The sequence below is a fragment of the Selenomonas oralis genome, from assembly GCF_051603425.1.
Classification (GTDB): Bacteria; Bacillota; Negativicutes; order Selenomonadales; family Selenomonadaceae; genus Selenomonas; species Selenomonas sputigena_A.
In genome coordinates this window covers 2,107,175-2,120,787 of record NZ_CP194411.1, presented here as the reverse complement: position 1 = coordinate 2,120,787, position 13,613 = coordinate 2,107,175, and the positions used below count along the sequence as shown (strand labels likewise).

The 13,613-nt window shown below is 50.8% G+C and carries 11 protein-coding genes; 4 read left to right on the top strand and 7 right to left on the bottom strand.

All coding sequences use genetic code 11. The annotated features are described in order from the left end of the window. The first annotated feature begins 8 nt into the window (after nucleotides 1-8). Complete coding sequence (locus tag ACRTGH_RS10085) at nucleotides 9-881, top strand: deoxyribonuclease IV (protein ID WP_368846162.1); 873 nt, start codon at nucleotides 9-11, stop codon at nucleotides 879-881. Here ACRTGH_RS10085 and ACRTGH_RS10080 read toward each other — a convergent pair. The 4 genes from ACRTGH_RS10080 to ACRTGH_RS10065 all read right to left on the bottom strand — a co-directional run bounded on the left by ACRTGH_RS10080 (nucleotide 815) and on the right by ACRTGH_RS10065 (nucleotide 4,065). Further along, complete coding sequence (locus ACRTGH_RS10080) at nucleotides 815-1,396, bottom strand: DUF2284 domain-containing protein (RefSeq protein WP_438474879.1); 582 nt, start codon at nucleotides 1,394-1,396, stop codon at nucleotides 815-817. The genes ACRTGH_RS10085 and ACRTGH_RS10080 overlap by 67 nt on opposite strands. A gap of 64 nt (nucleotides 1,397-1,460) precedes the next feature. Continuing rightward, on the bottom strand, nucleotides 1,461-2,909 hold the full coding sequence (locus ACRTGH_RS10075; protein WP_368846164.1) for a hypothetical protein: 1,449 nt from the start codon (nucleotides 2,907-2,909) through the stop codon (nucleotides 1,461-1,463). 84 nt (nucleotides 2,910-2,993) lie between these two features. Next, entirely contained in the window at nucleotides 2,994-3,464 is a 471-nt protein-coding gene (locus ACRTGH_RS10070) for a MazG nucleotide pyrophosphohydrolase domain-containing protein (RefSeq protein WP_368846165.1), read from the bottom strand. Between the two features lie 88 nt (nucleotides 3,465-3,552). After that, the gene (locus ACRTGH_RS10065) at nucleotides 3,553-4,065 is read right to left on the bottom strand and encodes a nitroreductase family protein (protein ID WP_368846166.1); all 513 of its coding nucleotides are present in this window, start codon (nucleotides 4,063-4,065) and stop codon (nucleotides 3,553-3,555) included. A gap of 160 nt (nucleotides 4,066-4,225) precedes the next feature. Here ACRTGH_RS10065 and ACRTGH_RS10060 point away from each other — a divergent pair, with 160 nt between their 5' ends. From ACRTGH_RS10060 to ACRTGH_RS10050, 3 genes are all read left to right on the top strand, one after another. Continuing rightward, nucleotides 4,226-4,672, top strand: a complete 447-nt coding sequence (locus tag ACRTGH_RS10060; protein WP_368846167.1) for a Fur family transcriptional regulator — start codon at nucleotides 4,226-4,228, stop codon at nucleotides 4,670-4,672. 83 nt (nucleotides 4,673-4,755) lie between these two features. After that, entirely contained in the window at nucleotides 4,756-5,664 is a 909-nt protein-coding gene (locus tag ACRTGH_RS10055; protein ID WP_368846168.1) for a metal ABC transporter substrate-binding protein, read from the top strand. Nucleotides 5,665-5,996: 332 nt separating this feature from the next. After that, nucleotides 5,997-7,949 carry a methyl-accepting chemotaxis protein gene (locus ACRTGH_RS10050; protein WP_438474877.1) on the top strand — a complete coding sequence of 651 codons (1,953 nt, stop codon included), beginning with the start codon at nucleotides 5,997-5,999 and terminating at the stop codon, nucleotides 7,947-7,949. A gap of 76 nt (nucleotides 7,950-8,025) precedes the next feature. On the opposite strand, the gene ACRTGH_RS10045 is transcribed toward ACRTGH_RS10050, so the two are convergent. The 3 genes from ACRTGH_RS10045 to ACRTGH_RS10035 form a co-directional block, all read right to left on the bottom strand. Continuing rightward, nucleotides 8,026-9,384, bottom strand: a complete 1,359-nt coding sequence (locus tag ACRTGH_RS10045) for an MATE family efflux transporter (RefSeq protein ID WP_368846170.1) — start codon at nucleotides 9,382-9,384, stop codon at nucleotides 8,026-8,028. A gap of 33 nt (nucleotides 9,385-9,417) precedes the next feature. Next, entirely contained in the window at nucleotides 9,418-11,091 is a 1,674-nt protein-coding gene (locus ACRTGH_RS10040; protein ID WP_368846171.1) for a DUF4153 domain-containing protein, read from the bottom strand. 113 nt (nucleotides 11,092-11,204) lie between these two features. Further along, nucleotides 11,205-13,607 (bottom strand): DNA internalization-related competence protein ComEC/Rec2, encoded by a 2,403-nt coding sequence (locus tag ACRTGH_RS10035; protein WP_368846172.1) that lies wholly within the window; start codon nucleotides 13,605-13,607, stop codon nucleotides 11,205-11,207. Nucleotides 13,608-13,613: the final 6 nt, after the last annotated feature.

The following is a 13,613-nucleotide window of genomic DNA, read 5'->3' as shown; positions in this document are numbered from 1 at the left end:
ACACATTCATGGAAAAAACAACGCGTACCCTTCATATCGGTTGTCATCTTTCATCAGCCGGCGGCTTCCTCGCTATGGGCAAAGAAGCAACGAGACTCAATGCCGATGTCTTTGCCTTCTTTACGCGCAACCCGCGCGGCGGCAGGGCAAAGCCCCTTGATCTGGAAGATATCCGTTCCTTCGTTTCCTATAAAGAAACTCATGGCATCGGTCTGCTCGTCGCCCATGCCCCCTATACCATGAATGCTTGTGCAGCCAAAGAAAATCTACGCACCTTTGCACGGGACGCCATGATCGATGATCTTGCGCGCTTGGAGCACATCCCCGGCAATTTTTACAATTTCCATCCCGGCAGTCATGTGCAGCAAGGTTCAGAAACAGGAATTGCATTGATTGCAGAACTCCTGAACGACGTTCTCCGACCAGAACAAAAAACAACGGTTCTGCTCGAAACCATGGCGGGCAAGGGGACGGAGGTCGGCCGAAGCTTCCAGGAACTGCGTTCCATTATTGACAAAGTAAAGTTAAACGAACATATCGGCATCTGTCTTGACACTTGCCATATATGGGATGCCGGCTACGATATCCGCAATCATCTGGACGACGTACTTGCTGAATTCGACAACATTATTGGTTTTGATCGCCTCCGCGCCGTTCATCTCAACGACAGCCAAAACACCTGTGCCAGCCATAAAGACCGTCATGCCCGCATCGGCGAAGGCGAAATTGGCCTTGAGGCCCTCGTACGCATCATCAATCATCCACGTCTTTGTCATCTCCCCTTTATCCTCGAGACGCCAAACGACGCAGCAGGCTATGCCGAAGAAATTGCACTTTTGCGCCAAAAAGCCGTATCGAGGAGCGGTAAATCATCTGCATAAGGCTCCTGTGCCAAAAGGGCGTGAATCAAGGTAAAATATTCCGGCAGCGCCCCATGGCACCATTGGATTTCAATTTGAAACATGTCTCTCGTAATAGCCGATAAATCAAAGCCGAACGCATCGAGAGAATACCGCATCGCCATCTCGTCGCGACACGGATGTCCCTCACCGCGCGAACATCGACTGCAACGATTGCAGCCGCCCGAAGATAAACTCACGCTGCCCGGCACAAGCTCCTCCCATGTGCGCAGCGCATCCTCAAGATTTCGTTTCGCCTCAACAATGATTTCCCAACCGATTGTTTTCACTTTCTCCGCCGTATCCGCAGCCCTGCGCGTTTCTTCATCGAGATCCAGGCGGGCGCATACAACATAAACATGACGGTATGGATATAGATACTGCTCCACGGAAAAAGGCAACGGCGGGCAAGACCAGACTGTACCATAATTAGGGCACTCTCGGCAAAAACCGATAAATTTCTCCTGGTTTTGGTATTTTTGCCGAAACGCATGCATTGGCATTGAATTTTGAAAAAGATTCACCCTGTACCCCATTGCCTTCCGCCTTCTTTTCCCAAAATCAGAAAACCAGCTTCACGATATCCGCCGCTTCGTTTCTGCCCCCGCGAACATCGCTCGGCGTTTTGGACAGCACGATGCAGTAGCGATTGTCTTCACAGTAAACGAGCTTGTAATGCTTGCCGTCTCCTGTGATGCCAAAACCAAGCTCTTCGAGTTTATGCCGCACAGGGCGCGACATCCCGTCGTAGCTTTTCAGGAGGTTTTTTACCCGCCTCCCCTTTTCCTCGCACTGCCGCTCGTACTCATTATTATCAAAAATATCCCGCAGTACATCCACACGACGTCTGCGCGCCTTCTTATCGCCCTGGCTGTTCTGTATGGCTTGTTCCAGTGCAGAGAGCAGAAAGTCCTTGATTTCTCCGGGGAACAGATCCCGTTCCATGCCACGCGTTAAAATCGGTTCCCCCTCGGTCCCGTTAAAACGCAGCAAGAGCGCCTTGTTTTCCTCACGCAGCCGTTCGTTTTCCCATCTGAGACGTTCCACCTCTTCTCTGCACGTTTCCAGTGTGCCAAGCTCCTCATCAAAAGCATTGTAAACCTCATTGACCTCTGCTTCTGCCCGCTGTTTTGCAGTCTCGGCAGCAAGAAGCTCTTCCCTCTTGCTTTCCAGCTTATCATGCAGCAGCATATTCCAAACGCCGTTCCATGTATAGGCGGGAGATATATTCTGTGAATTTCCATAAAGAATAACGGTACGCACCACTTGATTCAGCAGGGCCGCATCCTCCTCGGCCTCCGGCCGGAAGAATCGTCTGGGCGGAACAGCCGGATTCGGGTAATAAATTCCAATGCCGCCATCATATTCATTTTTATCGGCACAGGCAAAACGAATCTTGTCATCCAAATCCCGGCTTTCTTCCACAAGAACATGCGCCACTCCCTTCAGCCGACTGGCCAGCCAATTCACATTGACAGGATCCTTCCCTGCCATTGTCTTTGACACATATACCACCGGCAGCCGATAGCGACTTTTCCCCTCTATGACATCAGCGAGAAGCGGAATATCGTTTTCCGTCAACAACAAAGGCACACGCTGGATCGCAAGACCACCATCCTTCTTTAGATAGCCATTAGCGATAAGCATCGTAATGAAATGCGGCGTCGAAAAATCTGCCCGTACCGCCAATGCATCTTCCCTGTAGCTGCGGTCAAGCTGAATCGCAAGTCGCATCTCCTTGAAATTTACGACGTAATCTGAATCCCAAATGATTCCATCAGGTTCCACCTTCTCGTATCGTACTGCAATGATTTCCCCATTGCCATATTCTTCAATATCGAGCCAGAGCGAATCCGTGCCGAAACGAACATTCCGCTCTCCGCTCCAGGAAAGGTTCGGTATAACATTTTCCTCATGCGGGCTTTTTTGGTTCCATTCAATGACAAGCTCAATAAATTTATCTCTTGTCAAAGATTCATCAATATCCAAGATTGTCGAAAACAGCAGCATGCGACTCTCCCCTTTCTCCCCCAAATGCAAATCTTTAGCGGCAAACAGCAGCCACAGCTCCGATTCGCCTTCTATACGATCCTCCTACAAACTCTTACGCTTTTTCGCCTTTTTCAAAAGCACCTCTGCCTCTTGAAAAGCTCCGGGCAAATAGGCCTCTTCCCAAGCACGCCCGCGCTTCTCCCACGCTTTGATATCCCCCCAATCCGTCAGGGGGGTACCTTCTTCATCCTTGATGGGCTTACCAAACACATGCGGATGGCGGCGCACCATCTTTTCTACCGATGTTCTCGCCACATCCTCCAGATTGAATAGCCCCTCTTCCTCTGCAAGTTGGCAGTGAAAAATAACCTGAAGCAAAAGATCGCCCAATTCCTCACGCAAATTATCAGCCTTGCCTGTTTCCCGCAAGATATTGATGCCTCCAAGCACCTCGACGGCCTCTTCAATACAGCCCGGCTTGATGCTCTCATGTGTCTGCTTTCTGTCCCAAGGGCAGCCATGCTCCGAACGCAGGGTGCGCACAACTTCTCGTAACTGTTCAACGTATTGCATATAGCCTCCGAAAGATCCGCATTCACACAAACAAACAGAAAAGACCCCGTCGTCACCCTCTTGCAGACGACGGGGCAGAAATGACGGTTCAAAGCCAGGTGGCAAGCGTATCTATGCCCACTCGCTCCGTATGACGTGCCGAAGGCGCCGCTTCCGCAGCTGGATAGCCAACAGGAAAAATTGCCACGAGTTCATATGCGGCCATCTCAGGAAAAAGCTCCTTGAGCTTCGGCGCATCGAAATGCCCGACCCAGGTTGTGCCGAGTCCAAGCTCCTCGATTTCCAACATCATTTGTGTCGCCGCAATTGTCGCATCCACATCAGCAAAATTCTTTTTGTCATAGGGACGAACCCAAGCTGCTTCCGCCTTGCTGCCCACCACGAACGCAACGGGAGCGCCAAAAACATACGAAGTCACTTGTCGAACCTTTTCCATAGATTCAGCACTCTTCAATACCCAGATATGAAGCGGCTGTTTATTGCAGGCCGTCGGCGCAATATCTCCCGCCTCAAGAATCTTTCTCAGCTTTTCATCTTCTACCGCTTGATTCGAAAGCTTGCGGCACGAATAACGTTTTCTCGCCAAATCAAGAAATGACATATGTATTCCTCCTCCCGGAAATCTCACTTTCATTCTACACATTTTATGCCATCTGCACAAGCCCATTCCAATCCATCCGTATTCCTCCCGCTTTTGCCTTCCCTTCTTGCCTGTGATATGATTTCGATAGATTAACCGACTTTTATTCAAGGAGGCCTTTATGATAAAAACCAATTTAGCGCTGCTGCGCGCCAAAGGCTACAAACTCACACCGCAGCGACAGGCTGTACTTCAAGCCTTCTCCGAATGCAGCGACTTTCCCACAGCTCAACAAATCTTCACAATCGTACGCAAAACACACCCCAGCGTATCCTTCGACACCATCTATCGCAATCTCGCCCTGCTTGCAAAAATCGGCATCGTTCATGAAATCCACCGCACGGCCGGCAATGTCTATGAAATCATTCAGCCAGGACATCATCACCATCATATCGTCTGTACAGAATGCGGCAAAACGGAATGCATAGATATTTGTCCCATGCAGGATAGTTATGCAAAAGAAGCCGAAAAAAAAGGCTTTCTTATTACCAACCATATCTTTGAATTCTACGGGCTTTGCCAAAATTGCCGTCAAAAACTGGAAAATAAATTCTTGCAAAAAAAATAATCCTGTGCTATCCTATCAAATAGTAAAATTACTATTTGGGAATCATGCTTCGATAATTTCCCAACGCACAGGAGGTAATTCCTTTGAGAAAAACGCACACTCTCTTCTGCCTTTTCATCGCGCTCTGCTTAATCCTAACAGGCTGTGGAGCTGCAAACACGACAGGCGGTAAAACCGACGGAAAGGACGGCACATTCCGCATTGTCACATCCTTCTACCCGATGTATGTCGCTACACTCAATATCACACAAGGCATCGACGGCGTTACAGTCACCAATATGACAAAGCCACAGACGGGATGCCTGCACGACTACCAGCTCATGACCGAGGATATGAAAACCCTGGAAAATGCCGACGCCTTCGTCATTAACGGCGCTGGTATGGAAAGCTTTCTTGACAAAGTCATCGAACGCCAAAAGAATCTTAAAGTTATCGACGCTTCCAAAGATATCGAACTTCTGAAAGAAGATGGTGAGGAAAATCCCCATGTCTGGCTCAGCATCACAGACGCTATCATACAGGCGAAGAACATCACTGAACAGCTGAAAACCGCGGACCCGAAACATGCCGATGCCTATCAGAAAAATGCCGATGCCTACGTCGCAAAGCTCGAAGCTCTTAAAACGGAAATGCACGCTGCCCTTGACAATGTGCCGAATAAAAAAATCGTGACCTTTCATGAGGCCTTCCCTTATTTCGCCAAAGAATTCGGTCTCGACATCATCAGCGTGGTAGAGCGCGAACCCGGTACAGAACCAACTCCTGCCGAGCTGCAAGCTACCATTGAACAGGTAAACAAGCTTCCCGTAAAGGTTCTTTTCACCGAACCTCAATACTCCCCTAGTGCAGCCGAAACCATTGCACGCGAAACCGGCGCAAAAATCTACACCTTGGATCCCATTGTTACCGGCGAAGCCAATGACCAGGCCATCAATGCTTATATCGATACCATGAAAAAAAATATGGAGACCCTGAAAACAGCATTGCAGTGATATATCGGCAGCCCGCATATAACGTGGGCTGCCGATTTTCATGCAAGAACAGTACGCAATGTCCGCAAATCGGATTTTTTGGCACGTGCTTTATGCAAGCTGAGAATGAAATCCTTATGCATCAAATGAGAGGCTAAACTCCCAAGATTTGGATGAATACATACTTTTTGCCTGAAACTAGAAATAATTACAATTTCCTTACAAAAAAGCAGGAGAAAAAAATTACAACACGAATTTATACTAATGGAATAGTTGCAAGGGAAATAATCTCGCCTGACCAAATACCTCACATCAGGGGGGGCATTATTCCCCAAATGAAGGGAGCGAAAAAGATGAGTTTGAAAACAAGGATGATCGCTTTGATAGGAACACCGGTTTTATTGGTGTTCATCGTCATGGCCGGTATCGTTTATGAAATCCTGATGGATGCCATGGAACAGGAAATGACGGAAATGGCAACGCATCAGGCCAGCGAAATCAACGGTCTTATCACAGGCAAAAAGGAAATGCTTGCTTCCATCACCCGTTCTTGGGAAGCGAAAATGCCTCTGCACGAAGACATGCAGACTATGGCCAACTCCTTCGCCAACAAAAACGGCATTGGCGATTTCTTTATCGGCTTTCCGAACCAGCCCTTTATCGACGGAGCAGACCGGACATCGGATCCCACCTTCGATGCGACAGGACGTGCTTGGTATAAAGATGCTGCCGGATCCCAATCTGTCAAAATTTCTAAAATCTACCTCACATCAACGGATCATAAGCCTGTCGTCAGCTTCAGCTCGGCCTTCCGGCAGAACGGACAAATCGCAGGCGTTGCCGGATTTGATCTCGCACTCGACAGTGTAAAGGATGAAGTTTCCAAAATCAAGGTTGGAGAAACCGGCGGCGCCTTCCTCCTAAACGAAGATGGAAATTTCATCTACCATAAAACCAAAACGTTGGAAGACACCATCATGAACCAACAAGAAGGCGCCGACAATATCAAGCACTTCTTTGAGGGCAAGCCGACCTTTTCATCTTGGAATGAAAACGGCACGACCACCTTGTTTGTTTCGGCTCCCGTCGGTGATACCGGCTGGGTTCTCGTCTTGGAAGTACCGAAATCTGAAATTCTTGCCCCGATTATGAAAATGGGAGCTCTCGTTGGCGCTGTCATCATTTTCTCCCTCCTGCTCCTGGTCGCGATCATACTCTATATCACTCGCTCGATTGCAACGCCGATTGCAGAATTAGGACGCGCTGCCGAACAAGTGGCAGATGGAGATCTGGCTCAAAACTTCACGAATGACGGACGGCAGGACGAAATCGGCATCCTGCATCAAAGCTTCATAAAAATGACGACGAACCTGCACGATCTCGTGCGCCGTTCGCTGACAGCAGCCGAACAACTTGCCGCTTCCTCCGAAGAATTGACCGCTTCGGCAGACCAGTCGGCACATGCCTCTCAGAATGCGGCAGAAGCCGTGACGCATATCGCACAAAGCGCACAGCAACAAAGCGATGTCATCGACCGTTCGATTGACTCCGTCAACAATATGTCCAAGGAAATGGAAAAGGTTTCCTCCGTGATTCACGATGTGGCAGCTTCTGCCGCACAGACCCATAAAGCAACGACAGAAGGGCAAAGCGAACTCCACATAGCCGTAGAAGGTATGGAAACCATCAACGGCAGCACAAAACAGGTAGCGGATGCCGTCAATGCGCTCTATGAAGGCTCCAAGCGCATTTCAGAAATCGTCGAGATGATTACACAGATTGCCAGCCAAACAAACCTCCTGGCACTAAATGCCGCCATTGAAGCCGCGCGTGCCGGGGAATCCGGCAAAGGATTTGCCGTCGTAGCCGAAGAGGTGCGCAAGCTGGCTGAGCAATCGGAAACAGCAGCACAGGAAATCACGGATCTGATCACAGAAAATGCCTCGCAAATAGAGAAAACTTTCTCAATCATGCAGGAACAGAAGGAACGCGTTGGCGCAGGAGTAACTCAGGTCAACCATGCAGGGCAAAAATTTGACCGCATCGCGGAACTCGTGCAGGAACTTTCCCAGAAGATTGAAAGCATCGAATCCCTCACGCAAAGCGTCCGCCAGGGCAGCAACCAAACAGTCACCGCGGTGCAAGAGATCAAAGAAGTGTCGAACGATGTGCGCCGGGAAGCGGAAAATGTTTCCGCCGTATCCGAAGAACAGGCGGCTTCTACGGAAGAAATTGCCGCGGCCAGCCAGACCCTTGCAAATCTTGCACAGGATCTGCAAAAAACCGTTGGACGCTTCCGCGTCTGACAACGCGAAAATCAACAAAATGAAGGCTCGGCTGAATTGACTTTCGGCCGAGCCTTCATTTTTTCCCTGCCGCACGTTACACCGGACGCAGCACTTTCAAATGGCACAGATAGAAGCGGTACAGCACATAGAGGCATATCGAGGTCACCATCCAACTAATGGGATAAATTACCATTAGAACTTCAAAAGAAGGACAGCGCGGAAATACGAGCCAAACCCAGGAAAGACGCACACCGCAAATGCAGACAAGCGTGATAACGGCAGGCATCAGCGAATAGCCATAGCCTCGCATCGAGCCGGAAAAGATGTCGATAAAGACAGCGAAAATCTCGGGCACGACGACATAAACGATGCGGGTAATACCAATCTCGACAACAACGGGATCATCGTTGAAGAAACGCAGAAGCGGACGCATGAAAACGAGAATAAACGCTCCCAGCACGAGCATGGCAAGAATATTCAGCAAAAGACTCCAACGAGTAACTGAACGACAGCGCGGCAGATTTCCTGCGCCGTAATTCTGGCTCACAAAGGTCGTACAGGCTTGTTGGAAAGCCGCTATGACGCAGTAGATATTGATTTCTATGGTAAAAGCTGCAGCCGAAGCCGCCATGACTTCAGCCCCTAGGCTGTTGAGTGCTGCTTGGATGCAAAGATTTGCGATACAAAAGACCATGCCCTGCACAGCCGCAGGCATACCGATGGCAAAGATCCGCTTCATATGTTCCTGCCGCAGGCGCAAAAGGCGCATATCGATATGCAGGATACCCTCTTCGGCACGCAATGCTCGAAAAAGCATGACCGCCGAAACAAAATACGACAACACGGTCCCCCATGCCACACCGTCCACATCCATGCCAAAGTGAAGCACAAAGACAAGATCCAGCAGGATATTGAGTCCGCTGGCAACGATAAGAACAAGCAAGGGCGTCTGTGTATCACCATGGCTGCGTAGAATGGCCGATGCAAAATTATAGACGCTCATGAAGGGCATCCCGAGCAGAAAAATCCGCAGATAAAGCTCCGACATCGGCATGACATTCCCCGGCACATCGAGGAGAGAAAGAAGCGGTGCAGCAAAAATCTCGCCTACCACAGTGACGCCGATGCCTGCAAGCAGGGAAAGCAGCAACGCTGTATGGACAGCACGGCTCGCTTCGCGAAGCTTTTGCCCACCGATGCGCTGAGCGATAATGACATTTGCACCAAGCGAAAGACCAAGAAAAAGACTTACGATCAGACCGACAATCGGCACATTATTGCCGACTGCCGCCATCGCCTCGGTTCCCACAAAGCGCCCAAGGACAGCGACATCCGCCGCATTAAAAAGCTGCTCCAGTATTCCTGTCAGTGCAATCGGCAGCGCAAAGAGAACAATCTTGTCCCAAAGCGACCCTTCCAGCATATTGATTTCCCTACGATGATTTTTTGCCAAAAAACTTCCTTCTTTCCGGTGCACCCCGCCGCTTTAACGCTTCAGGAGCACACCGCTCATATGCACAGTTATTTCTTCTCTACTCAGTTTCCTTTGAATAAACAACTCGACAACACTAAAGTAAAGGCATGTATTTTCGTCCACATCGAGCCTGAGTTCGCGAACAAACACACTTTCCCCTTTCCCTCGCTGCAAACGATTATATTCTTTAAGTTCTTCCAAAAAAGCGGCAACCGAATATGTTTCCTCCGTCCCATTGCCAAGCTCAATGACAATAGCGCCGTTTTCAACAAGGCGATAGTCGAATGTATAAGCCTTGGACCAACCGGCAACAGGAATATACGAGGGGTTCGGCGATTCGAAACGAGCCCAGCCTTTATATTCAACCTTTTCGGGCTTTCTCGCCTCTTTCACCAACGCTGCCAACATATCTCGCATCCCCGGTTGTTCCAGAAACTCCGTTTGACCGCGTTCCATCATATATTCCATGGCGCTCAAGAGTTTGACCCGTTCCATTTCCGACAAGGAAACATTTTCTGCAGCGACGCCATCCTGCACCATGTGGTTCGCTTCAATAATCGACCAAAAACGTGCCTCCTGCGTGCGCAGAGGAAAATCTAGGATATTCAGCGGCGTCAGAGAAAAAATAAGCGCCATCGCACCAAAAACAAGAAAGGCAGCATGCGGCAAGCGGCGCAAAGAAGCAAGCAAAAGAAGCCCTATACCAAAAAGCGTACAAAGAATCGAGGCATAGCGTGGGCTGGTGAGACCATAAGGCTCAATCCGCTGCCACATGCCAATGGCCTGCACGATGAGAATGGGCAAAAAGAGCAAAAATCCCCAACGCAAAAAGCGCTGTAGCAGCGAATGACGTCCATCGCCTGCAAAAGAAAAGAAATAAAAAGCAAAGACAAGAATGGCAAGAGAAGCAAACCAATTCATCATACCGACCGGCATTTCCCATATATAAATAATTTTTGCCACATAAAGATAGAGGATCAGAAGCAAAATAAGGTAAACCGGCCATAAGAGGCGCACGAGCAAGGAGCGGAAAAGAGACGGCGCCTCCGCGCCCCTTCCTCCTGCAGGCAAACTCGCAAGAAAAACCTGCAGTCCGGCGAAAAAAAAGGCAAATTCCAAAATAACAGAATGAAGAGTCCCCTCCAGCGCAGCATCTAACGAAACAATCAGAGAACTAAAGGCCAGAAGACATATACTAAGCGACACGGAAAAAAGGCTTCCCACAATACCCGCTTCAAATGCCGCGAAAAGCGCCGTAAGAAAAGCCCGCTCCCCATCCTTGCTGCTTTCAAGGCAGTAAAAGCCCACAGAAGCAAAGAACAACGCCGCTCCCACCGTTTGAAGCCAAATGCGTTCATCCGTAAATTCATGGCCCTGAACGAGAACGAAGAAAAGCAAGAACACGGCAGCCGACGGCAAAACCTCACACCGGAAGATCCCTTCCGCCTGCCCATACCGTTCGCGAAAAAGGCGCAGGGAGACGGCAAAAACCAAACTTACGGCAGAAGCTGCAGCAGCACAGCCAATCTGCTCCGTGTACCAATTATGGATATGATAATTCTGCCAATAGGTGAGCAGCGCCACACAAAGAAAAAGCACCGCGTCGAGAACTATCGCCACGCGAAAGCGCTGGTAACTTTCCTGCATCATTTGGAAAAATTTCCGACGTATCTCCTTGAAATTCATTTGCATCCCCCATAAAACCATGCTCACATCATTTCCTGTTTTTTTATTCTTCCTCTTACACAAACTTTCCTTCTTCAGAAAAATCAACGCTATCCGACATTTCGCCATTGTTCTTAACGAAATTTTTCCACACGCATTTTTTTCCCATCCGTGCGAAAAACAATCGCTCCATCTTTATCCGTACGGTAAAGTTTTGCGCCTTCTTTTTCCAGCCGTTTGACGACCTCCGGCGCAGGATGCCCGAAATTATTTTCTCTGCCTACACTGATAACAGCATAATGCGGCTGGGCTGCCGCAAGAAAAACTTCCGTTGTCGAGGTTTTTGAACCATGATGCGCCACCTTGAGTACCGTACACTTAGGATTTTTTCCTTCTTCAAGCATATGCTGTTCCTGAGCAGCCTCCAAATCCCCCGTAAAAAGGAAGGTTGCCGCACCATAACGCACGCGGATGACATTCGACAACTCGTTGCCCGTTATTCCTGCCCCGACTTCCCCATTCGCCGCTTTTTCCGGCGCATAAAGAATATCGACAGCAACGCCGTCAAGTTCGATATGCTCCCCTGCCTCAGCAGGAACAATCTTCCTCATTTCAGGCGCAGTCGGGGAAAACCCCAGGACACGCGCATATTCCATCCGTCCCTCGTGGGCCGTGAGCACCATTCCCACGGGTATATGGCGCAGGATGCCGCCTGTACCGCCCGCATGGTCCTCATGCGCATGCGTCAGGATAATATAGTCAAGCTGCCGCACACCGTAATGCCAGAGATATGGTACATCCACGCGCGTACCAAAATCAAAAGAAGCATCGCGCGTGCCGCCCGTATCGATCATCAGCGCCCTTCCATGCGGCGTCACAACAAGAGCCGCATCGCCTTGTCCCACGTCGATGAAATGAACCGCCATCTCCTGCGGACGTAAAATCTGCCATAGAGCCATTGCAAAAACGATGAGGAGAGCAGAAGCAAGAAGCGGCTTGCGCTGTTTGCTGCACCAAGAGAATACGACGGCGCGCCGCTCTTCGGGCTGCACGAATACGGCTAGGACAGCGAAGTAGGCGAGCGCGAGCGGTGCAGAAAGCGTCGGCAGATACACCTCGCCGCCCGGCACATGCGCCAGGAGCCGCGTACACTCGTAAACAAGGCCCAAGAGCAAACTGTCCGCCAGAAAGACAATCTTCGCCAAAAACGGCAACACAAAGGACACGAGCCCCGCAAAAAGCCCTGCAACAATAACGAGCTCCACAACGGGCACGACGACGATGTTGGCCGCAAGAGACGAAAGCGACAGACGATGGAAATACCATGCGAGGAACGGCACAGTCGCAAGCTGCGCCCCAAGCGTGACGGCAAGGCTCATCGCCGCAAAACGCGGCAAAAAGCGCAGGCGCGAAAGCCATGAATCAAAAGGCGGCGCGAGGTAAAGAAGCCCTGCCGTCGCGGCAAACGACAACTGGAAACTGACATCAAATGCTAAGAGCGGTTCGAAGAAGAGCAGCGCCATGCCGACGAGCACCAGAAGCCGACGCGCGTCGCTCTCGCGCTCCCAGGCAAGCGCAAAGAAAGCGAGAAGCCCCATCGCGCCCGCGCGCAGTGCCGGCGGCACACAACCCGCAAGCACACAGTACAGGGAAATGACAACAGCGACGAATACCGCCGTCACAGTGGGGCGCAGGCGAAGGATCGCACCGAGCCAGGCCATAACCGCCGCCAAGAGCGTGATGTGCGAACCCGACACCGAAAGGATGTGCACGATGCCCGTCGCCGTGAACGCCTCGACAAGCTCGGGCTTTATACCCTCGTAGCCGCCAAAGAGCATGGCAAAGATCGCCGCCGCATCTTCCTTCGGCATCACGCTCTCCATCGAAGCGCGATATGCCGAGCGCACTCGCTCGCTCCATCGCAGCACGGGATATGCCTCCCCCGCTTCCCAACGAATCCCGGGCTTCTTCGCCGAGAGACGCGCGCGCACGCCCTTGACCGCCGCCGCACGCTCCACATCAATGCGCCCAGGATTGCCGTAGCCGTAGATGCCCTTAACCTTCCCAAAAGCCGTGATTTCCGCGCCAATCTCAGGCAAATCGCCGACACCCTCGCGCATCTCCGAGACGTAGAGCGTGCCCGACGCCGTCTGCTCCTCACCACGCAGGCGCACGCGCTTCGCCGCCACCGTATAGCGCACAAACACACCTTGCGCCGTCCGCCGCACATGCGGCGCTTCGACGAGCACGCCCTCGACTGAAGCCTCACGCCCAATGAAATGCGAAACATCATCAACGGGCAGAGCCTCGCCCCAAGCGAAACGCCACGCGCCGAAAAAAAGAAAGAGCAGCAAGAACGCCAGCCACGTCCTGCTGCTCTCACGCACGAGAAGAAAAAGCGACAAGAAAAAGAACCCCGCCATGCTGAGGGCGAGAGCGCCAAGCGAGACATGCAGCAAATCCTCGCCATAGATGCCGAGCAAAAGCACAAGGAAAAGCCCGTTGAGAAAAACGAGCTGCTGCTGTCCTGTCTTCATGGCAAA